The sequence below is a fragment of the Psychrobacter sp. TPE 89C genome, assembly GCF_055522395.1.
The window spans coordinates 19,963-43,243 of sequence record NZ_JBVFXW010000004.1 but is presented as its reverse complement, the minus strand read 5'-3'; the positions used below and the strand labels follow the sequence as shown (position 1 = coordinate 43,243).

Genomic DNA, 23,281 nt, shown 5'->3' with positions numbered 1-23,281 from the left:
GGTAGCAGGTGACGTGAATAAATTTATTCAAATAGACGGCCACGCTAACAAGCACATTAAACCAATACTAGTCGAGGCTTCTGTTCAGGAAAACAGCCTAGATATAAGGCAATGGCAACGATACATAGAACAAGAAATTGGCTTTTTTCTGCCAGATGTTCAGTTACAGTGGTTAACCAATGCGATTGAACACACTGCATCGTCATATGGATTAACTGCTCAAACTCTATGGTATCAGTTGCCAAAAAATAATGAGATGCGTCAACAGCTATTAGATAACGTACTTATTCATGAAAGTCGTTTTTTTCGTTATATACCTTCTATCAATTTTGTTACAGAGTATGCATTACAGCATCATCGAGTACGGTTAGCTGCTACCAACATCAATACTAATATTAGTATTAAACGTGACTCTGATGAATTGTTTCGCATTTGGAGTGTCGGCTGTGCAAGTGGCCAAGAAGTTTGGTCATTGGCGATGAGTTTAGCCTCAGAGCAGCTAGAAAAATATACGATACTGGGTACAGATATTAGCCATCAAGCGATTAAGAGAGCACAGTTAGCGCATTATGATCAGCGACAGAAGTTGTTAATCCCAGACTGTTGCCAGCAGTTTATTCAGCCATTGTGTGCTAATAGCGCAATTAGAAAACCGAATTTTTGTGACTCAACTATAACGAAAGAAATGATAGCAAGTAACCAAGCACACTGGCAAATAGTGCCAAGCTTGCAACAGTATGTTAGCTTTGCTTTACATAATATTATCGAACAAAAACCACCCACTCCGCATCTCCAAAATGTCATTATTTGCCAAAATATGTTGCTGTACTTTCGCAAGTTTGATCAGCGCGATATTTTAGCAAGACTATCAGATCAGTGTGCGTTAGGTGGTTATATTATATTGGCTCCAGGTGAGGCGTTGTTTTGGCGTCCTTCAAATATGCGCCGTATTGCGCACCCACAGGTTAATGTGTGGCAAAAAATTAATGCCTAAATTAGTGCTTAGACGAGTTAGGATGACCCTATGAAAAACCAGCCCAATGACATAGTGACGCTTGAGTGGTTATTGCCACTATTTAATCAGCAACTATCACAGATAGCTGATGGCTGGCAATTAGGTGATGACAGCACTAATTATGAGCAGATGGTGAAAAACTACCATCAAGTTGGTGGCGCGCTGACGATGATTCGCCTACCTCTGTTAGCAGATCTTGCTAATAAGCTGAGTTTATTGGTCGAGGCAAGTGGTCACGATAATATTTCTATCAATAACAGCCGTATCGGTCAGTTTGCGCATAGATTGTTAGAGCGTGAGCTCAATCAATATATGCGTACTACTAGCCACAACACGACGCTGATTAACAATGCTGCTAATGACCTTGCCCAAGCACTATCAGATCTAGGTATAGCAATAGAGTCGACAGAAATATCTGCGGCTAGTCAGTATGAAGGCTTAGATAGTCACACTATCGATGACAATATTATTGATAGTATCAAAGTAATGTTTCCTGAAAGTGGAGCGACCGTACAATTAGAAGGTCATCATTACCAACAGTTATTATTGGTTTGGCGCCAGCAAGTACAAGAATTATTGATGGCCAACACCAACCAGTCGTCTTTATTGACGGTATTAGGCAGAGTTAGCCAATATTTATGGCAAGCCTCTCAGATTGCAGATGTACAACGTCTTTGGTACTTAACTGAGTTATGGTTAAACGATCTTGCTAATAATGATACACCACTACCTGAGAGTTACGCCACACTGTTAAATCAGTTGGATCAAGTGATAGAGTTTCATGCGGAGCAAACCGAGCTCTCATCGAGTACTGTTAGAAGCTTGATCATCAGGGTCTATATTGAATTAAGTACCCTTACAAAAAATAGCAAGAGCACTCAGTCCGTACTGAATATTTTGCCGCACAGCGCTGCATCAGCATTGCGTTTTTTACCGCGCATACTCAGTGAGCTTGAAACACTTATTTTTAATCTGGATAATCCAGACACAATTTTAGACCCTCTACAAAAAATACAGCGCCAACTCGAGAGTCGAGGTTGGATGTACTATGTAGCACAAGTGGAGTCCATTCTTACAGATCTAGAGTATGCACTGTCATCAAAAACAGGATTTGCACAAGAGCAATGGCAAATTGAGCGTCAACTTCAAGAGCTATACAATGCGCTTTATAATACCGAACAGACGATATCTCTAAAGATTGGAGATGCTGCCTCTTTTATCACAATACCTGATGATATCGATACACAATCTGAAAGTAGTCAGATTGTAACTGCCACAGATGGTAACTTGCGTGAGCTTCGTATCGCAGTAGAAGATGTCAAACAAAGCTTTCATGAATATGTACAGCGCCAAGATATTTATTTGCTGCCTACAGCTACTGACTTCTCTAAGATTGGTGATGCTTTTGTTGAGATGGGTTTGCCAGAAATTTGTGAAACCATCGATGCGCTATCCAATATATTCACACAGTTAGCAGTTCATGAGATAGCAACGCTTAGTTGGGACGTCACTCAGGCATTGGCTGAGGGATTGACATCTATTGAGCTGCTACTGGACTATCTTGCGCAGCAGGTTTTTGATCAAAAGTTATTGACTCAGGCACATGAATATACTGTTAAAGCCACAGATCTGCTTAATGACTATATTGCCGCACCAGACACCGTCAATGAGACTTTCCTTACCCAAAAGCCAGCCGCAACTAATGTAACCCGTTATGATGATAGTGGTGAATTGGCCCCTACCAGTGCTCAGTCTATTGATGCTGAAGCTTTGACTGATATCAGTGTAGATGAGGCTTTTGTGCAAGAGCAAGGTGCTATTGATAACGATAGGATAGAGAGTGAATCGTTAGCAAAAGCACGCACGCAAATTCAGCCTGATAACTTTGAGACAGATGCAGATATTCGTGAAATCTTTATTGAAGAGGCGACCGAAGTCATTGCTGATCTAGAAGATTTCTTGCCTATTTGGCAACAGGATGCACAAGACTTAACACCGTTAACGGAAGTGCGTAGAGGTTTCCATACTCTAAAAGGCTCAGGCCGTATGGTAGGTGCCTTTAGTATCAGTGAGATGGCATGGTCAATCGAAAATCTGCTGAATCGCCTTTTAGATAAGACATTGCCTGTCACTGATACGGTTGTAAATCTAGTCATTGAAACAGTAAAGAAATTGTCTGCATTGGTCACAGATTTTGAAGCGCAGCAATTACCAAGTTTAGATCCTGCTGTTACGATTCTGCAAAGTCACAATTTAATGATGCAGCAACCGATGAATGCTGGATTAAACGTGTCTGAGCCTGTTAAATCTGAGTTATTAGGCACTCCCGACACGATTTATGACTCTCAAACGATAAGTGATAACGATGAAAGCACACGTATCACTGCTTCATTATCTGATGTCGAGATTCCTGCAGTACTCTTACCATTCATGCAATCCCCTGATCAGCTAGCCGCTGATGCTAACGATGCAGATCCCGATATTAAAGAGATATTTATAGAAGAAGCCAATGAGGTACTGGCTGAAATCGTACCTTTATATGAAAATTGGTGCCAGTCACCAAATGATTTAAATGGATTGACAGATATTCGTCGCGGCTTCCATACCTTAAAAGGTTCTGGTCGGATGGTAGGTGCCAACTATACTGCTGAGTTGGCTTGGGCGATAGAAAATATGCTCAATCGTATCTTGGATAGTAGTATTGCAGTTTCAGAAGATATGAGTCAGCTTATTGCCGACGTATTGGCTGCTTATCCTTCAATGCTACTAGTATTTGAAAATAACAGTCAAGATTACCCAACGACGCTACCACTTTGGATTGCCTGCGCCAATGCTTATAGTAAGCAGCAAGGTAATGAGTTCAGTTATTCAGCTTTGTATCAGAATAATAAAGTGTCCAATGGGTCTGGTGCTGAGGGTACTCAAGCGTCATTATTATCATCTGAGTCAGATGATGCCACTTCTGTACATGATACTGTCAACAAAGAGATGGATGCTACGCTGCAGACGATTAACTCTGTCAATGAAATGATAGCAGAAGCATCTATTATCATAGCGCCTCAAAGCGATGAAGAGAAAGCGTTTTTTAATATCTTTATCGATGAAGCAGAAGAGTTATTACAGGAAATAGACCAGTTCGTTGATGAGCATCAAGATGAGTCTCATATTGAAGTAACAGATGATATTGTACGTGCATTCCATACACTGAGAGGAGCTTCTGGTTCCAGGGCTCTCGCTGCTATCAGTGAAGTGAGTGCGACCATAGAGCATAGTTTAGAGTTATTACAACAGAAAGATAAAGCTATGAATACTCAGCATTTAGAGGCACTAGCGAAGTCTTCTACGCTCATGGATGGTTATTTAAACAGCTATAAGCAAAACGTTCAACCAAAAAACATATCGGTAAAAGATGCACAAAGCCAAGAAGACCTAGCTTCATTGCAGGCGATGCTTGGTGGACAACATGTCGTTAGTGATACTGAAGTTATATCCGATAACAGACCAACGATAGAGCAGTTATTGGATGATAATATTGATGAATTACTAGATGCTCAATGGGAGTTGGATGATGCATTTAACCAAGCTGAAATAGAAAATATCCAAGACTACATAGAGCAGCAAATATCACAAATAAAGTATTTATCCAATAAAGCACAACCATTTCCAAAGTTCACCTCGATTCTCGATGAGCTAGTTAATACCTATAGCTATCTAAACGATAATCCTGAAAAAGCAAGAGATACAGACATTCAAGCTATTTTACATACTGGTCACGCTCAGTTGGTTGGTCTGTTTGATGCATTAGCGGGTAGTACGTCACTGAAAGTGGACCAGAAAGTTATTGCGAACCTGCAAAGTATTTACCATACGGATGATAGTGGTGAAGATAAGGATGGTTTCGTCGTTCGAGCGATATCAGCCCCTGATCTAGAGCTTGAATCTATCGATACTGACGCTGAGTTACTAGAAATATTCTTAGAAGAAGCGCAAGAGCTCGACACGGCATTAGACGAGAGCTTCAACAAATGGCGTTCGGATATTAGCAACGTTAATGCTCTAAAAGTGTTGCAACGTCATCTGCACACTATTAAAGGCGGGGCACGGATGGCAGGCATTAGCAGTATTGGTGACCTGACTCACGAAGCTGAAAGCGTTTATGAAGCATTTGTAGAAAACAGACGAGTACCGACAGTCCAATGGCTTGAAATTATGCAAATAGTGCAGGACACAATGTCATTGCAAGTTATGCATATTGTGAGTTATAAAAAGTCATTTTTTGCCTCAGAACTTATTGTGCAGTTACAGCAGCTTCTAAAAGCACCAGTCTTGCCAGAAATGGTAGAGCTGATCATACCCGTGCCAAAAAATCACTTTGAATCTGAAATACAAAGTAAGGCTATTAATAATACACCTAGTAGATATGAGGTATTAGATAGCGCAAGTTTAGATAGAATGATTAAACAGTCATGGGCTAATGGTTTGCCAGACCCTGACATATTATCGGTATTTCTAGAAGAAGCAGAAGCGCTTACCAATCGTAATAAGTATCTGCAGTTGTTCTTAGCAAATACGGGTAATAAAACAGCATTACAAGCGCTACAGCGTGACTTGCATACCCTTAAAGGTGGTGCGCGAATGGTGGCTGCTACTGGGGTTGCAGATTTAGCTCGTGAGATGGAGTCTGTCTACAAAGATTTTGTAGACAACCGCCGTCCTGTTACCAAAAAAGTATTAGAACTATTAATTGCTAGTCATGATTGGTTAGCTGACGCGGTGTTTGTTCTTAGACAGAATGTCAATCCGCCAACACCTGCGTTACTCATTGAGGCGTTACAGCAATTTGGCAAAAATCCTGATAGTTTAAAGCAAGTACCGAAAGAGTCTTTACAGTCTCAACGTGAAGCAATATTGATTGCTAAAGAAAAGCAAGATTCACAATATCTGGCAAAAGATATCAGTGAAATGCCATCGATGAACGTCAGCACAAACCAAGACGATCAGAGTGCTAGCAGTAATGAAATGATTCGTATCTCAGGTGGTTTGATTGAGCATATGATTAACTTGTCTGGTGAGTCAGCCATTAACCGTGCTCGTATCGATATGGGTATGAGTAGCTTGACTAACAGCATCGAAGATATGGGCATTACCGTACAGCGACTGGCTGATCAGTTACGTCGAATGGAAATCGAACTTGAAGCACAAATTTTGTCTCAAATAGATGATGAATTGATTCAAAATGAAGACTTTGATCCTCTCGAGATGGATCAATACTCTTCTCTAAATCAACTATCAAAATCTTTGACAGAGTCAGCATCGGATTTGATTGATATTAATCATACGTTATTAGAAAAAACACGTGATAGCGAAAGTCTTCTATTGCAGTTATCACGGACACAAACTGAACTACAAGACGGTCTTATGAACTCGCGTATGGTACCATTTACGCATCTGACACCACGTCTTGAACGAATTGTACGCCAAACAGCGAATGAGCTTAATAAATCTGTTGAGCTCACGATCATCAATGCTGATGATGAGATGGATAGAACCATTCTCGAGCGTATGACTTCACCACTTGAGCATATGCTACGTAATGCTGTCGATCATGGTATTGAAAATACTTCGACACGTCTCAGAGCAGGTAAGGAACGTAGTGGGCATATTACTCTTGAAGTCAATCGCGAAGGTAGTGAGATTGTCATTCAGTTAACGGATGATGGTCGCGGGATTGATGTAGAAGCCGTTCGTAACAAAGCCATTTCTCAAGGGCTTATTGATGCTAGCGATACTAGTCTAACCGACCTTGATATCATGCAATACATCTTTAATGCTGGATTAAGTACCAGCAAACAAGTGACGCAGATTTCTGGACGCGGCGTAGGCATGGATGTGGTGATTAGTGAGATTCGTCAGTTAGGTGGCTCTGTGTCAGTTGTCTCAGAGCTCGGTAAAGGCTCTCGTTTTACGATGCGCCTACCGCTGACGGTTGCTGTATCTGATGCTTTAGTTGTACGTGCTGCTGATCGTTATTATGCGATACCACTGGTACAGATTGAACGAGTAGTGCGGGTTAATCCAGACAAACTGTACGACTACTACCAATCAGGCGATGCAACGTTGAATTTTGAAGACGTCGATTATCGAGTGCGCTATTTAAATGAGATTTTATCAGGTAACAAACTGAACGAGTTGGTTGTTAATACCAATACGAGTCTACCGCTCATTATCATCAAAAACCGTACTGGACAGAATATCGCGCTACAAGTTGATCAGATTGCAGGCTCACGTATTGAGGTGGTTGTAAAACCTTTAGGACAACAGTTATCGCACCTATCAGGTATATCAGCCGCTACCATTATGGGTGATGGCTCGGTAATGCTCATCTTGGATCTGATTGCTCTCATGCGTAATGCACAGATGACTCAAAATATACCGCAATCTATAGACTCTAAACGAGGAAGCTTAGAATCTAAGTCAACTATTTTAGTAGTCGATGACTCAGTCACTGTACGTAAAGTGACGTCGCGCTTCTTGGAGCGTCAAGGGTTCAATGTGGCGCTTGCGAAAGATGGTGTTGATGCGATCGAGATATTACAAGACATGATACCAGACATGATATTGTTGGATATTGAGATGCCACGCATGGATGGTTTCGAGGTCGCTACTCAAGTCAGATACAGCAAGCGCTTACAGCATATCCCAATTATTATGATTACATCACGTACCGGCGAAAAGCATCGTGAGCGAGCTCTGGAAGTTGGTGTGAATGATTACATGGGTAAGCCGTTCCAAGAACAAGCACTACTCAATAAAATCCAGCATATACTGGGTGAGAGGGTCAGTCTAACTCATGAAGGATAATACGCGTGTTTTGGCACTGAGAAACAAAAAAAAGAATGATATTAAGGTGATCGTTATTGCCGAAGACCATCATCAGCGTATGGCATTTTCGGATACCATTCGCAGTTGTGGCTTTACCCTCATTGGGTGTATGTCACGGGCGCAGTTGCAAGAAAAAACGGTGCTCTCTGACGTGGTGATTGATATCTGGCTGATAGATAGTGACTACGATGATAATATTGTGACTGAAACGACCGTTTCTATACCCGCTGCGGTGCTGGTAGGCTTTAGTCAAGCACCTTACCTTAATGAAGCCACGCAGTATGCCAAATGGCAGCGTAAGCTCAAACGTAAGCTTTCACAAATGCTTGAGCTACCTGGGCTAATGGATGTGCCAGTTCATAGGCACGATCGTACTGATACGGATTGGCATTATGTGGTGTTTTTGGGCGCTTCTATGGGCGGTCCAAGCGCCATCAAAGAGTTTTTAGACAACTTGTCTGCCACACTACCAGTTTGTATCTTGTTGGCCCATCATTTCAATACAACCATGATTGATACCTTGCCACGCATTTTGAATCGCCATAATGATTGGCATTGTCAAGTTATTACCTCGTCGCAGCGCTTACGAGCCGGTCAGTGTCTAATAGCACCTATCGATAAGCAGATTGTCTGTGATTCGACAGGTCGAGTTATACTGTTAGATCAAGCTTGGGAAGGTGAGTATAAACCTGCAATTGGGCAAATCCTGAAGAACACCAGCGATGTGTATGGTAGTGAGCTTATTAACATCATATTTTCAGGTATGGGTAATGATGGCTCTCAATATTTGGATCTGATCCAAGACAATAATAGTCAAATTTGGGTGCAAGACCCTAGTGTGAGTGCTTGTCCGAGTCAACCTCAAGCTATTATGGATTCAGGATACTGTGATTTTGTTGGTAGTCCAACGGATTTGGCACAAAAATTGACAGACTATATTGGTGAAAGAACAGTCGAAGCTTCTTCACCTTAACTTATTGTGAGTGATGTATGAAACAAATTTTGAAACATTCGTTTGAAGCAGTGAGTTTGTTGACCACTACTAACGGTACACTCGATGTTACCATTGTTCCAGCATTCAACCAGCCTGATTGGGTGATTCCAAGTAGTCTGATTTTGAGTGTGGATGAGCATGACGAGCGCACATCAACTTATTATTGGCAGGAGCAAGAACTGGTCGTGTTTCATTTATTGCCACAAGACGTGGTAGTAGATAAAACAATCGTACTAGAAGGTAATACCTCAGAGCATCGCTTGACGTTACAAACGGCAGGTGAGCTACGTCAATTACAAGTGCGTATTTCAGAAGTTAAAGATATTGATGTTCCTGAGCCGTTCAATAATATAAATATCAACGAAACAGCAGTACCCTTTAATGAAAACGTTATGCTATCCTACCTTTTTCAGACCGTTATGATTGAGGATCAAGTCTATTTAGTACCAGACTTAGATAAAATTGCACATCAGTTAGTTGATGTAAGTAGCTAGACTCACTTCTGCTTTTTATTCATTTATTATGAATTGGATATTTAAATCATCTCAATGATTTTTGAGTGCTGAATGAGTAGCTGTTTTTATCTATATTGCTGATGACAGATAACTAGTAATGAGGGTAATAGGGTAGCTCATGAGTAATACGAATTCAAGCTTGTCAAAGTGGTCAGTCAGTAGCCGTATTTTTCACTGGATCAGCGCGGCTTTATTGTTGGTAACGTGGGTTATGATGTTCTTGAACAATAACTTTGATAACAATCTTTATATCGGACTGCATAAAGCTTTTGGTGTTAGTTTATTGTTTTGGATGATAGCTCGCGTGATTAACCGTTTAATTACCAAAGCACCACCATCCGTACCGATGCCAAAGTGGCAACTGTTATTGTCTCATCTGTCTCATTTTGGACTATATGCCTTGTTGATTGCAATGCCGATGGTTGGTTTGTTGATGTCTGTATATGGCGGTCGACCTGTTGACATTTTTGGCTTGTTCCAAATCCCTGTATTTGTTACACCAGATAGAACTTTGGCACGTTTCTATAATAATCTACATACGGATGTTATCTGGCAAGCCATTCTTGCGTTTACCGCGGTTCATATTGGTGCTGCGTTATATCACCAGTTCGTTAAAAAAGACAATTTGATAGCACGCATAAAATAGTCGATTATAGAATAGCTATGTGTTGCTAAAAGTTCTGTGTGTTGCTAAAAGCTTTGTATGTTTCTAACAGCGATGTCATGACTTAAACAAAAAAAGCCCTCAGTATGATTACTGAGGGCTTTTTTGAAATATGGCATAAAAGCATCAATTGAAATTGTCTGCTGTTATATAGTCGATTCAATTTAAAAGTATTACAAGGCAACCGAGTGAAGAGGTATATTAAATACTTCAATCGAGGTTGATGCAGTAATACTTTTATAGTGGAATGACGATAACTTTACTTTTTGTGCTCAGGCAAGCTGATATTCATCTCTAATACATCTAGACTATCTTCAGAACGATGATTGATGTTGACATCGTCAATCTGTACGCCATTGACATATTTATTGACCACTTCTAAAATTTCACGTTTCATTTTTTCGATACGATCGGCAGTTAGACGGTTATTCAAGCGGTTTTCACTGGCAACAATAACCTTAAGGCGTTCAGTCGCCAAATTAGCGCTACCTGCTGTACCATTGCTGTCATCAGTAGCAAATAAGCTACTCCAAAATCCTTTTTTCTTAGTCATCATTAACCCCCAAACCAGCGCTGTAATAAACTTTTCTTCTTCACGTCAAGATGACGTAGCGGACGTTCTTCGCCTAAGAAACGGGCGACAATATCGTCATAACATTGACCAGCAACAGAGTCGGTGTAATGGATGACAGGCTCTCCATGGTTAGATGCTTCAAGCACAGAATGGCTTTCAGGAATAACACCAAGTAGCGGCACTTTTAGAATATCATTAGAAATCGTATCGATATCCATCATTTCATTAGCCGCCGCACGTTCAGGGTTGTAACGAGTAATAATCAAATGCTCACGTACAGAACCTTGATTTTCTTCAACCTTTTTAGTCTGGCTTTGCAAAATACCAATAATACGATCTGAGTCACGCACTGAAGAGATCTCAGGGTTGGTGACGATAATCGCTTCATCAGCATGATACATAGCCAACTGTGCACCGCGCTCGATACCAGCAGGTGAGTCACAGATAATATAGTCGAACTGTTTAGAGAGCTCATCCATGATTTCTGCTACACCTTCATCCGTCAAGGCGTCTTTGTCACGTGTTTGACTGGCGGGTAGAATGAACAAGTTTTCAAGCTGTTTGTCTTTGACTAGTGCCTGTGACAAGCGTGCATTGCCGTTGATAACGTCAACAAAGTCATAAACAATTCGGTTCTCACAACCCATGATCAAGTCTAGATTACGTAGACCCACATCAAAATCGATAACGACTGTTTTATAGCCACGCAATGCTAAACCGGCGGCAAAAGAGGCGCTTGTTGTGGTTTTGCCCACACCGCCTTTACCTGAAGTGATTACAACTATCTTCGCCACAATGGCACACTCCTATGAGTCAATGGGATATCTTTTATATGAATAGCGCAATTGTATATGACATATATAGTATATATGCGCTACCTGCGAAGGTAGCCTAGCATAAATAAACAAAAATTTATAGAGAGTCTATACTAAAGCCGAAAAACAGCCAATATATAGGTTATAACGCTTTGTAGCCTAAAATATGTTAACCAATACTATCTACTATGAATCATACTATAATATATTATAAAATATATGCTGATGGATGCTATAAATAGTGGCAGAGTCTGCGATTCATCATAGAGCATTTTTGTTAAATAAACTTACCCTAATTAGAGTGGCTATTTAACAACCATCCAAGTTAGGTATCACTTATCACAGTAAATACCAAGCCTTCACCTTCTACGAACCTTACTTGTACGGCTTTATCAACGACATGTGGCGGTAAGTTATCTCGTAAGCAATAAGTGCCTGCAACCGATACCAGTGAAGGATTAAAAACCTGACAAAAAATGCGAGCATCTTTGTCACCAGTAGCACCCGCAACCAAACGCCCTTGAGCACGGCCATAGACATGTAGGCTATTATCAGTAATCGCTTCAGCACCGCTATTGACACTGTTGGTCAAAATTAAGTCGCCACCGACGTGATTGAGACTTTGTCCTGAGCGTAGCATTTGGTCATAGATTAGGCTAGTGATATGATCATCACTTGCTAGTGACTCTGTTGAGGTATCAGATAAGGTTGTCTCGGTAAGTGGTTCGTTGACAGCAGTCGCAGGGTCATTACTGACTGACTCTGTTTTACTGTTTTCGAGCGCCTTACTCACTGGAACAGCGGGCTTTTTAGTGGGCACAATACGCTCGATGCGTTTGCCATCGGCAGGGAAAATCGCCAACCGTTGCGCGCGCGCTTGAGAATCCATCATACCGGTGACCACACCGATGGGCTGTAGACCACATGACCACAACAGTTCCACTAATGCTGATAAGTCTTGCTCGACTTCACTATCAATAAGAATGGGAATGTTGCTAGATTTGTTGCTAAAAGTCTCATTAAGCTGTGATTCAATAGCGCTCAAATCATTTGTATTGAACTGCAAACGTGAAAAGGTCAGCATCTTGCCATAAAATGCCAGTGCTGGCGTTGGTACGGCGTTCGAGGTCTGGTTGTCACTATCTAAAACTGTCATATATAAATCCTCAAAAATTCATTCTATCGCTGTGTTCACGGTGCTGTTTTTATTATCGAGCCATACTGTTTTATGCTATGACTTTAGTCTATGTTATGACTCCGCCATACTATTTTATCATCGAAGTATATGATTAGCAGTAGAGCTTATAGATTAAGCATGTCTTGGTGTTTCCACTGTTGCACTCTTACTTGCGCTTCAAACTCAGCCAAACTGTCTTCAATGATACTCGAAATCAAAGTATCTAGCGCTGTATTATCCGTATTTATTTGTGCGACACCACGGGCAATCGCGACCATTAATGAATCGAGAAGCTTAGGGTCAAGGAGACGTTGATTCAGTGCGTAAACGACGTTTTCACCTATATTATGCCCAACATGTTGCAGTTGTGATTCAATCAAACTGCCAGCGATAGGAATCATGCGTAGATAACGACGTAGCTCAGGCGTATTAGCCAAGCCTTCTTCAATGGCATTCCCTACCTCGGCTGCTAAGATACTGCCGCCACCTGATGCTGCCGTTAATTCCTGCAATTTTGGTGTCAGCTCTGTACGTAGTAAAGACAACAACACCGCTTCAATTTCATCACGATTTCGTGAAATCGTCGATTCAATAAATGATTTGTGCGCCTCAGGGTCGGTCAGCTCCTGCCGAAAGTTTTGGATAGTTGTCAATATGACACGGTCCGATAACTCTTCTAGCAGTAAGTCGATATAGAACTTGATGCGATTAATCCACGGCTGCGGCAGCACTTGGTAGCCAAGCTGATATAAGCGTCGTCCGATGACCACTGCCCGAAACAAACGTAAGGCGCGTAGTTGCGGAAAGCAACCCAATACTTCATACCAGTGTACAAAAGGAAAAAAGAACCAGCGGTAATAGGCTTTTTCTTTAATAGCAATCATCCAACGCAGTAATAGCTCAAGGATTAAGAATATCGTAAAGAAGCCACCAGCAGTACGCAAAGGATCATGCAAGGTGTTTTGATACCAGCTGAGAGCATCGCCAACGGTTAGCCATCCTGCGATATGAGCACTAAAATTACTCATCAAAATAGCATCAATACTAATCAATAACAGATCAATGCTAATGACGATCATCATTACGATGTCGTAAGTCAGCTTTAGGCGATTTGGCTTGGGGCGATTTGGTCGTGACGGCTTATTATCCGACTGATTAGGGGATTGGTCCGTTAATGACGCTGAGTCTAGCGGCGGGCTAGTAGTAGGAGAGGCGGGCACAGTCAAACCTTATAAATAATAAATGGCATAAGAAGTAAGCGGCTTAGCGAGGGCGTGTCATCAATTAGATTGTAAAGCTTAAAATGAGAAAGATTGTAGATAAACAAGGAAGAAATTGCCGTTAATATGAACATATTGGCAAAATTACTGACGATGTTTAGCAAAATTTAGCCATTTTAAGCTTTACAATCTAATTGATGATACGCCCTAATATAGCGTTATAAAAGTCGCTACTGTTTAGAAAGTCATACGCTCATGACTGTTCACATTATCAATGAATAGGGCTAAAAAACAACCCATCTTTCATTATAATTAAGCATTACTATTCAAGAGTTATCATTTAAGGTCAGTGTTTAAAAAAATAGTGATTAATCTTGATACTGATATGCGCTGAATAAGGTTACCGTTTGGTTTTTATTTTCCTAATGGTTTTAAGTATCTGTGATTTTAGGATTGGTGTCGAAATCAGCCAGCATATTGGTAATGAGTTGGTCTTTTTCGTGCCATATCTGCTCAACCCAATCGAACATTTGCGCCTTTACCGCATCATCATTTTCGTAGCCACCATTTTGGATACCAGTAAATAATGAATCAGGTATCTCGATGTATCTGACATCGACGCCTAATCGCTTGATATTACCTTTCCATAGATCGCTATAGGTCGGTACACCATCGGGATAAACAATCGTCATATCGAGCATGCCATCGATATCTTCACCCAGTGCGTTAATTGCTAATGACAGGCCACCTGCTCGTGGTTTCAACAGGTGAGTATAGGGTGACTGCTGCTTAGCCTGTTTGGCCTTGGCGAAGCGCGTGCCTTCTAGGTAATTTAATAAGGTAAACGGCTTGTCTTTTAACAGTGCACAGGCGCGTTTGGCCTCTTCGATGTCTTTGCCTTTTAATGCAGGATTTTTCGCAATGGCTTCTTTGGAATGTCGGCGCATCATTGGAAAATCTAAAAAGTAAAAAGCTTGACCAACAATGGGGATATAGATTAATTCAAACTTGGTAAAGAACCGTGTCAGCGGCAGGCGTTTTTCGCTAATGTACTGCACGATACTGGTATCGACCCAAGACTGATGATTGCTGACCAGTAGGTATTTGCCATTAATATGAACATCATCGGGTAAGCTAATACGCCAATCTTTACGCGGCAACATGTTGTCGATTAAAGCATTATTACTACTGATCCAATGAGTAGCAATTTTTATCACGGTTTTATCCGCAATAGGAGCACCAGTGATAATCTTTCCAACGCCCATCAACCATAGAGGAATACTACCGCCGAAACTATTGGCTGTGATAACGCCAGTTGCCGTCGCAAGTGAAATCGCTTTTGCTAGTTTAGGCGTGCGTTTGTGTATTTTTTTGATAGTGGAGGTCAGTCGCATGCTAATCCTTTTAGGTCAGTCTTATTGGTCTATAAGTTATTCAGTACTTCACTAGTAACTCTTTCGTCAGATACGCTTAAAACAGATAAATAAAGTTAAAATTTCGAAAAATACAGGTGTTTATTTAATAGAGTTATTTATATTTTATGGCTCTGAGCAGTGCTATGGCATAATTTTAGCAGAAACAAATCATAGTGTATGAGTACAAACGTGACTTGTGATAACACCTTAATAGTCAGTAGTTAAAAACACTCGTATCAATGGCATAAATCATGGTTAGATTAATATAGACTTATCATGCGTAGCTGTGACAAAATATTACACATAGTTAGTCTGTAGTTGCCATAATAATGGAGAGTGCATGTAAGTAAACGGATCTAATTAATAGAAAGATTCATAAAAAGCACGAATTATTTATAATTTTTTAAACTTAAGAGGAAATATTATGCGTAATACATTAATGATTGCAGCAGTAGCATCAGGTTTAGTTCTTAGCGGTTGTGTTACTGATCCAACTACTGGGCAACAAAGTTTGAATAAAACGACGCTTGGGGGTTTAGCTGGTGCACTTGGTGGTGCCGCTATCTCTAAAGCGACTGGTGGCGATGAGACTGGTCGTGATGCTGCTATCGGCGCCGCTTTAGGTGCTGGTGTTGGTTACTATATGGATCGTCAAGCCAAGCAGCTTGAGCAGCAAATGGCTGGTACTGGTGTAACTGTTGAACAAAACCCAACGACTGGTAACATCGATCTAGTAATGCCAGGTAGCATCACATTCTCTTTTGACAATTCAACGCTAAGCTCATCTTTCAAGCCAACGCTTGATAAGCTTGCTACTACTATGAACCAGTATAATCAAAACACGATTACTATCGCAGGTCATACTGATAGCCAAGGTTCAGATTCTTATAACATGGGTCTATCACGTGATCGTGCTTACTCAGTTGCTAACTATCTAACGGCTCGCGGTGTTGCTTCTAACCGTGTTAATGTTGTTGCTTATGGTGAATCACGTCCAGTAGCAGATAACAGTACTGACTATGGTCGTCAACAAAACCGCCGTGTTGAGTTAACTGTTAATGCGCCACAGAGCGTAAACTAATTAGTAGTTCTATATAATGATTGTTTAAATAATCTTTATAAGTGCTAAGATTATTCATAAAAAAGATCAGCGATAAGCTGGTCTTTTTTTGTGGATTGAGTTTGATGATTTGATGTGTTTTTCAGACTATAAAGTATCGATAGCATGAAACAAACATAGTAGGTAGGCGTTTAAATAGTGCTTTCAATATGATTACTTTTGCAGCTCAAAGGCTAGTGAAAGACCAGTTCAAAATTAAATATTGATAATGATTATCAATACTACTATAATTTGTAAAGTTTTCTTAATGTTTTAATACTATATGTTTTAGTTGTGCATAAGAAAAAATCTATGCATGGATAAACTAGCTTGCCGTAACATGCACTAATATCATTGATGATTTCTCATCAAAACCAATTTTTTTGCTATATTCTGAGGATATGTATGACGATTACTACCGTAATGAGCCGCAAGACTTTACCAACTACTTTAGCTGCTGCGCTTGCAGGGTTGTTATTGGTGTCAGGTTGTACCAAGCAAACCGAAGAAAATACTGATACTAGTGCGGATACTCAAACAGAAGTACAAAACGCAGAAGCTACTGACAATACGGATCTATCAGCTGCTGATAAAGCGCACAATGACAGACTGATCAGCAGTTATGCAAACATGGCACACGCTGCGTACAAAGACTCGCTAGATACGGCTAAATTGTTGCAAACAGCAGTAGAAGCGTACGTAGCAGCACCAACTCAAGAAAAACTTGATGCGGCAAAAGCTGCTTATAAAGCCGCTCGCCAACCGTACTCACAAACTGAGATTTTCCGTTTTGACGAAGGTTTTGTGACCGCAAATGACAAACGTGCCATTGGTAGCATCGATGGTTGGGAAGGACAAATGAACGCTTGGCCACTTGACGAAGCATTGATTGACTATGTCAGTGACAGCTATGAAGGCGAGTACAACAGTCAAGACAATATCATCAATAGCGATACTATTACGGTTGGTAGCATCAATCAAGATACCAGTACCATTACGCCTGAGCTGTTAGCAGAGATGAATGAGATTGGCGGTAGTGAAGCCAATGTGACGACTGGCTACCATGCCATCGAATTTATGCTATGGGGCCAAGATACCAATGGCGTGAACGAAGGTGCTGGTAATCGCCCTGTGACTGATTATGCAAAAGAAGCAGGTCAATGTACCAGTGGTGATACTGTCAATGATGATGCTAGTATATGTGTGCGTCGCGGCGAATTTTTGACATCTGCTACGCAGTTGCTAGTAGACGATTTAACAGCGATGGAAGCCGAGTGGCAGCCTGAGAGCGAAAACACTTTGCGTAGCGATCTGATGGCACGTAAATATGACAATGGTTTGCGCCAGATTATGTATCAAATGGGCAGTCTAGCACTAGGCGAGCTGGCTTCTGAACGTATGCAGGTTGCTTTTGTCACGGGCTCTACCGAAGATGAGCATGAGTGCTTCAGTGATTTGACACATCTGAGCTATGCCAATAATGCGCGTGGCATTCAAAACGTCTTTAACGGTAACTACAAGACAGTCGCTGGTAAAACAGTTGGCGGTTATGGTCTAAAAGACTATCTCGTCGATACTGACAATAAAGCAGCCGCTGATCAGCTGATTGCTGACTTTGCCAAAGTAGAAGCTGCATTCAACGTGATTGTTGAAAAAGGCGAAAAAGAAGGTATCAAAATCGATCAAATGATTGCGACCGCCAGTCAAGTAAGCAATCAAGGTATCTCTGCTGAAGAACAAAACGTTCGCCGTGGTTGGGTTGAGGCTGGTATCACTAGCTTGCAAGAGCTAACCGTTGGTATCGAAAATGCGGCAAAAGCAGTCGGAATCGATAATTTAGACGCTGATGCAGGTTCGCAATTTTAAGTTGAGAGCTATTCATTCTCAGGATGTCAAAATCCCAACTGTATTTGTTTATAATGCCTGATAAGTCGCTATAAGCTAGGGCGTATCCTCAAATTAATCGATAGTTATCTAAATGGGTTAAAAATGGCTAAATCTTGCCAAACGGCGTCAAATAGCTGACTAGTATCTCGATATTATCTGCGCTATTTTCCTTGTTTGACTGCAATTTATCTCATTTTTATCACCATTTTTAAAATGAGGACACGCCCTAATGAGAATTATTTTCCTAGCAAAATAATTTAGGTATAATACGCACGTTGTCGACCAAGTTGGCAACGTGTTTTTTTGCCGTATTAAAATAGCTTGAGAGGTCGGTGTCTAGCTGTGCCTTATCGACTAAAAGTGAAGAGCTTTATAGCCCGCGATTTTAATGGTTCTATGCTAGAACTAAGGTACCTTTTTTATGAACACCGCAAATTCTATGAACACCGCAAACGTCTCAAAAGTCAAAAAACCTGCCTCATTTTACTCTTTTTTTATCAATAAAAATGTACCGTCAAAACTGACAATTGGTATCTTCTGTGCGCTGTCTCTCAGTGCTTGTCAGCCGAACGACAATACTTCTGATGATGCTGATACTAATGAGCAAGCTGCAGTAGAAAATAGTGAAAACCAAGCGGTCGCTCCTGAGCGTATCGAAACGATAGAAACGCTCGCTGGTGTGCCAATGCAGCAGTTAGCAAGTTTTGATCCACAAGAGATCAAACAGGGCGGTGACACTGGTATCAGTATCAGTAGTGCGGAGAGTTACTCGAAGCCTTCATCAAACCTGACGGCATCACGTAAAGGCTCATTCTTTATTGGTAATGCATTCTTTAAGCAGCCGTGGGTCATCGCACCTGCTAGCACAGACAGTCGTGATGGTTTGGGCGCATTATTTAATGTTGCCGCTTGTCAGTCTTGTCATGTAAAAGACGGTCGTGGCCATGCGCCTATGAACGCCGATGATGATGCCGATAGCTTGCTCATTCGTCTGGCTATGCCTGCGACAACCGATGAGCAGCGTCTACAGTTAAAAGACTCTTTGATCGAAAAAGTAGTACATCCCATGTATGGTGGTCAGCTTCAGGATCGCGGCATCCAAGGTGTGCCTGCTGAAGCGAGGATATCGGTACAGTGGACAGATAAGCCAGTTACTTTTGCTGATGGCTACGTCGAAACGTTACGTGCACCTACTTTTAACCTAACCCAACCTGGTTACGGTAAATTAGATGATGAATTGATGGTATCACCGCGTGTGGCTTTACCTATGATTGGGCTTGGGCTACTGGAGCAGATTCCAGATGAGGCTATCAAAAATCAAGCTATGAAGTCAAAAGGTGATATTAGCGGAAAATTCAACTGGGTAATGGATCCACAAACGGGTAAAAATGCACTCGGACGCTTTGGTTGGAAAGCGGGACAAACCAAGCTGATTACCCAAAACCAGAGTGCCTTTAATGAAGACATGGGGCTGACGTCAAATATCCGCCCTAATGAGTCTTGTATGCCGACGCAGACAGCTTGTCTGAATGCGACGACTGGTGCTGATGAGCAAGGTAATGGTAAACCACCTGTTGAAGTTAATGATGACGTGGCAAAGTTTGTAGAATTCTATACTCGTAACCTAGCGGTTCCAAATCGCCGTGATGCGGATAATGAATTGGTCTTGGCTGGCAAAAAACGTTTCTATGACATTGGCTGCCAAAGTTGTCATACACCAAGATATCAGTTGCCAAAAACCGACGATGATCGTCTTGAGCAGCATGGACAAGTGATTTATCCTTATACCGATCTACTGATACATGATATGGGTGATGATCTTGCTGATCGTACGATTGCTGGCAAGCTACCACCAAAAGAGGCGCAAGTTGAGTTTTTGGCCACTTCTTATGAATGGCGTACCCCTGCATTATGGGGTGTTGGTCTTGCTCAGATTGTAGATCCACAAGCGACGTTTTTGCATGATGGTCGTGCTCGCACCTTGATGGAAGCCGTTCTATGGCATGGTGGAGAGTCTGAAAAACAACAGAAAGACGTGCTCAAACTCGATAAACAAGGGCGTGCTGAATTGAATGCGTTCTTAAAATCATTATAAAAGCGCGGTTGTTTATTTACATTTAATACCTAAATAGGGCAGATATTAATAAAATAGTCTGCCCTATTACAGATACAACGATTGAAATAATTACTCATATAAATACCGAGAAACCTATGAAAATAAACCATGCTTTGGCAATGGCGTTATCTGCATTAAGTGCTGGATTGCTAATCAGCTGTGTTAAGCCTGCTGATGACAATAAAGCACCAGAGACGGATAGCCAAGAAGTTGCGCAAGACAGCGCTGCTGCCAGCAGTCCAGCAGAAGAGAATGGTGATATTACTGCTAAGATTAATGCAGTAGACATCAGTACCGATACCGAAACCGCTTATCTGACCCATGTGGCTGATAACATTGTCATTCCAGCGTATGCTGATGTGGCCAAGCAAAGTGACCTATTGCATGATTTGGCACAAACGCATTGCCAGTCAGGATCAGTTAGTGGTGAGGAACTACAAGCACTGCGCGATCAATGGCTCGTTTTAGCACAAGCATGGGCAAGCGCTGAGATGATTAATTTTGGTCCTGCGACTGCCAGCATGAGTAACTTGTACATTAACTATTACCCTGATGAGCGTGGCTTAGTACACAGTGGCGTTGCAGATCTCATCACTGCTAATCCGCAGCTAACCGCTGAGCAACTCGCTAACGAAAGTGCGATTGTCCAAGGTGTCCCAGGACTAGAAGAAGCATTATATGCGAATGACAGTTTAGACGCTGGCCAATGTGCTTATGTCATCAGTGCAAGCAGTGCGTTGAGCACACGCCTAAAAGAGATTGAGAAAAACTGGCAGCAGAATTCAACGCAGTTATTGGCAATCGATAAAGTAGCTGACAGCGACCAAGGACTGAACCAATGGTTCAACTCTTTGCTATCGTTGGTCGAAACCATGAAATCTAACGCTATCGATCAACCATTGGGTCTAACTGGTAAAGCGAAAGGTCATCTACCTGCTGCTACTGCCGCACAAAGTCGCGCGATTATCAATGCGAAGTTAGCGACATTGAATAAAGTGCTGACTGATCCAGTATTGACCGAAATACTAAACAGTAATAACGACAGTGAAGTGGGTAATAATTTATCAACCGAACTGGCTGAAACCACCACGCTACTGGCGCAAATGCCAGAGGACTTAGCGACGGCAGATAAAGACACGCAGCAAGCGTTGTATGATCATCTAACGACGATAACACGCCTGATTAAACGTCAATTGATTCCAACACTTGGTATTCGTGTCGGATTTAATAGCACAGATGGTGATTAAGCTATGCAGACACAGGGTGATACAGTAAAAGATGCTACCGAAATAGACGCTACTGAAACAAACGGTATCAAGCGTTTAAGTCTATTAGATAGATGCTTTAAGCCAGAAGTGCTGAAAACGTTGGCACTGACAGCGCTTAGTACGGCAGCGTTGGTTGCAATACACCATCGCTATCGTAAGCAGCGCTATCCATCTGCGCGTTTGCAAGACTATGTGGTCGGGCTAGGTACGCAGTTTCAGTCACTGTCGTTACAGGTGTCATCACAGCTATCATTACTGACGTCACCCCAGTTAGCCGCTACGCAGCACTTATCAAGGCTACAGTACGCCTATCAGCAGACTACCAATGCTTGGCATCAGGCTTATCAAAGCTACCCATCGAGCATGGAGTATGATGGCGATAGTTGTGTTGATAGTCATATTAATAATGCTGACGTGGTTGTAGATTTTTCTACAGTTCATACCACCACCATGCTGGCACGTCCAGTATGTTGGGTGAGTGGTGTCGCATCAATGCCGCAGTCAGTCGCTTTAACGAGCGATGATGAAAGCGTTGATGGCTATGGGGTAGTCGGCATCGATGCAGATCGCCAAATCGTTTGGCAAACGACTATGCCAGAGCGTGTGCATGATATTATCGTTCAGCCAGTGTTGTCTGGCTCTCATAGCCAAGCAACTCATGATGTCGTCGTCATGGGTCGCCGTCCCAGTGAAAAATTTTGGGTATTGGATACGGCAACTGGGCAAGTAAAGCATGCTATCGAAGCATCCATGAATCGTCATTTTTATGGTCATGCTTGCTACAGTTTGGACGGCACGTTGCTGTATGTCACCGAAAACAATACGGTAGATTTAGCGGGTAAGGTTGGTATCTATGATATCAATCAAGGCTATCAAAAAATCGCAGAGTTTGACTCACATGGCATCGGTCCACATGAGCTGATTATGCACCCAGATGGTGAGACGCTCGTTATCGCGAATGGTGGTATTAAGACTGAGCAAGCCTCTCGTGAAGAGCTAAATTTAGATACCATGCGACCATCGCTGGTGTATCTGAACCGTCATGACGGCACATTGCTTGAACAGGTCATTCCTGAGCACAATCAGATGAGCGTACGCCATTTAGCCATGCATGACGATGGTACGGTGATGATTGGCATCCAGTTCCAAGGTGAGAGGCATATTAATGTGCCATTAGTGATCACACATAAGCGCGGTGATACTGATTTTGAGCCGCTTACGATGCCGAATAATCAATGGCAACGCTTTCATCAGTATATCGCCAGTGTGGCGGTCGATAGTGAGCGCAATCTATTATGCGTAACGACACCTATTGGTGGATGTGCGGCTATTTATGATTTAACGACTCGCGCGCTGATTGATACAGTAAGTTTGCCAGATTGTGCAGGGGCATCGGTATCTTCTCGTGATAGTTATAACGAGTCTAATGGGCATAATACGCAGTTATCAAACAGTCAGTTATTGGGTTTTATCGTGAGCGATGGGCAAGGGCAACTGACAACTTTGAATGTGGCTCAAGCGGCAAACCAAGCAGATAAACAATTAGATGAGACAATGGCGTTAGCTGATCGAATTATTATAGACAGCAAGCGACACAAAATGTCTTTTGATAACCACTTGCAGGCATTGTTGTGATAAAT

At 41.8% G+C, this 23,281-nt stretch carries 15 protein-coding genes; 10 read left to right on the top strand and 5 right to left on the bottom strand.

The features are described 5' to 3' along the window. The first annotated feature begins 13 nt into the window (after positions 1 to 13). The 5 genes from ACZW67_RS02560 (at position 14) to ACZW67_RS02540 (ending at position 10,052) form a co-directional block, all read left to right on the top strand. Positions 14 to 994, top strand: coding sequence for a CheR family methyltransferase (locus ACZW67_RS02560; protein WP_465182038.1), 981 nt, complete (start codon positions 14 to 16; stop codon positions 992 to 994). Positions 995 to 1,024: 30 nt separating this feature from the next. Then, the gene (locus ACZW67_RS02555; RefSeq protein WP_465182037.1) at positions 1,025 to 7,876 is read left to right on the top strand and encodes an Hpt domain-containing protein; all 6,852 of its coding nucleotides are present in this window, start codon (positions 1,025 to 1,027) and stop codon (positions 7,874 to 7,876) included. Beyond that, entirely contained in the window at positions 7,866 to 8,870 is a 1,005-nt protein-coding gene (locus ACZW67_RS02550) for a chemotaxis protein CheB (protein WP_465182036.1), read from the top strand. The genes ACZW67_RS02555 and ACZW67_RS02550 overlap by 11 nt, the downstream gene beginning before the upstream one ends. Positions 8,871 to 8,887: 17 nt before the next feature. Beyond that, positions 8,888 to 9,385, top strand: coding sequence for a hypothetical protein (locus ACZW67_RS02545; protein WP_465182035.1), 498 nt, complete (start codon positions 8,888 to 8,890; stop codon positions 9,383 to 9,385). Between the two features lie 139 nt (positions 9,386 to 9,524). Then, on the top strand, positions 9,525 to 10,052 hold the full coding sequence (locus ACZW67_RS02540) for a cytochrome b (protein ID WP_465182034.1): 528 nt from the start codon (positions 9,525 to 9,527) through the stop codon (positions 10,050 to 10,052). 277 nt (positions 10,053 to 10,329) lie between these two features. Here ACZW67_RS02540 and minE read toward each other — a convergent pair whose 3' ends face one another. The 5 genes from minE to ACZW67_RS02515 form a co-directional block, all read right to left on the bottom strand. Then, the gene (gene minE / locus ACZW67_RS02535; RefSeq protein WP_465182033.1) at positions 10,330 to 10,623 is read right to left on the bottom strand and encodes a cell division topological specificity factor MinE; all 294 of its coding nucleotides are present in this window, start codon (positions 10,621 to 10,623) and stop codon (positions 10,330 to 10,332) included. Between the two features lie 2 nt (positions 10,624 to 10,625). Continuing rightward, the gene (minD, locus tag ACZW67_RS02530; protein ID WP_465182032.1) at positions 10,626 to 11,438 is read right to left on the bottom strand and encodes a septum site-determining protein MinD; all 813 of its coding nucleotides are present in this window, start codon (positions 11,436 to 11,438) and stop codon (positions 10,626 to 10,628) included. Between the two features lie 346 nt (positions 11,439 to 11,784). Continuing rightward, a complete protein-coding gene (gene minC / locus ACZW67_RS02525) occupies positions 11,785 to 12,615 on the bottom strand; it encodes a septum site-determining protein MinC (RefSeq protein ID WP_465182031.1) in 831 nt (276 codons plus the stop codon). Positions 12,616 to 12,761: 146 nt separating this feature from the next. Continuing rightward, on the bottom strand, positions 12,762 to 13,856 hold the full coding sequence (locus ACZW67_RS02520; RefSeq protein WP_197102159.1) for a hypothetical protein: 1,095 nt from the start codon (positions 13,854 to 13,856) through the stop codon (positions 12,762 to 12,764). 431 nt (positions 13,857 to 14,287) lie between these two features. Continuing rightward, positions 14,288 to 15,250 (bottom strand): acyltransferase, encoded by a 963-nt coding sequence (locus ACZW67_RS02515; RefSeq protein WP_465182030.1) that lies wholly within the window; start codon positions 15,248 to 15,250, stop codon positions 14,288 to 14,290. Between the two features lie 445 nt (positions 15,251 to 15,695). On the opposite strand from ACZW67_RS02515, the gene ACZW67_RS02510 reads away from it, so the two are divergent. The 5 genes from ACZW67_RS02510 to ACZW67_RS02490 all read left to right on the top strand — a co-directional run bounded on the left by ACZW67_RS02510 (position 15,696) and on the right by ACZW67_RS02490 (position 23,276). Then, entirely contained in the window at positions 15,696 to 16,352 is a 657-nt protein-coding gene (locus tag ACZW67_RS02510; protein ID WP_110924021.1) for a YiaD family glycine zipper/OmpA-like lipoprotein, read from the top strand. Between the two features lie 423 nt (positions 16,353 to 16,775). After that, complete coding sequence (locus tag ACZW67_RS02505) at positions 16,776 to 18,236, top strand: imelysin family protein (protein ID WP_197102155.1); 1,461 nt, start codon at positions 16,776 to 16,778, stop codon at positions 18,234 to 18,236. Between the two features lie 442 nt (positions 18,237 to 18,678). Then, complete coding sequence (locus ACZW67_RS02500) at positions 18,679 to 20,352, top strand: di-heme oxidoreductase family protein (RefSeq protein WP_465182029.1); 1,674 nt, start codon at positions 18,679 to 18,681, stop codon at positions 20,350 to 20,352. A 116-nt stretch (positions 20,353 to 20,468) separates the two neighbouring features. Continuing rightward, positions 20,469 to 21,620 (top strand): imelysin family protein, encoded by a 1,152-nt coding sequence (locus ACZW67_RS02495; RefSeq protein ID WP_197102153.1) that lies wholly within the window; start codon positions 20,469 to 20,471, stop codon positions 21,618 to 21,620. Positions 21,621 to 21,623: 3 nt separating this feature from the next. After that, positions 21,624 to 23,276 carry a DUF1513 domain-containing protein gene (locus ACZW67_RS02490; protein ID WP_197102151.1) on the top strand — a complete coding sequence of 551 codons (1,653 nt, stop codon included), beginning with the start codon at positions 21,624 to 21,626 and terminating at the stop codon, positions 23,274 to 23,276. Positions 23,277 to 23,281 lie beyond the last annotated feature (5 nt).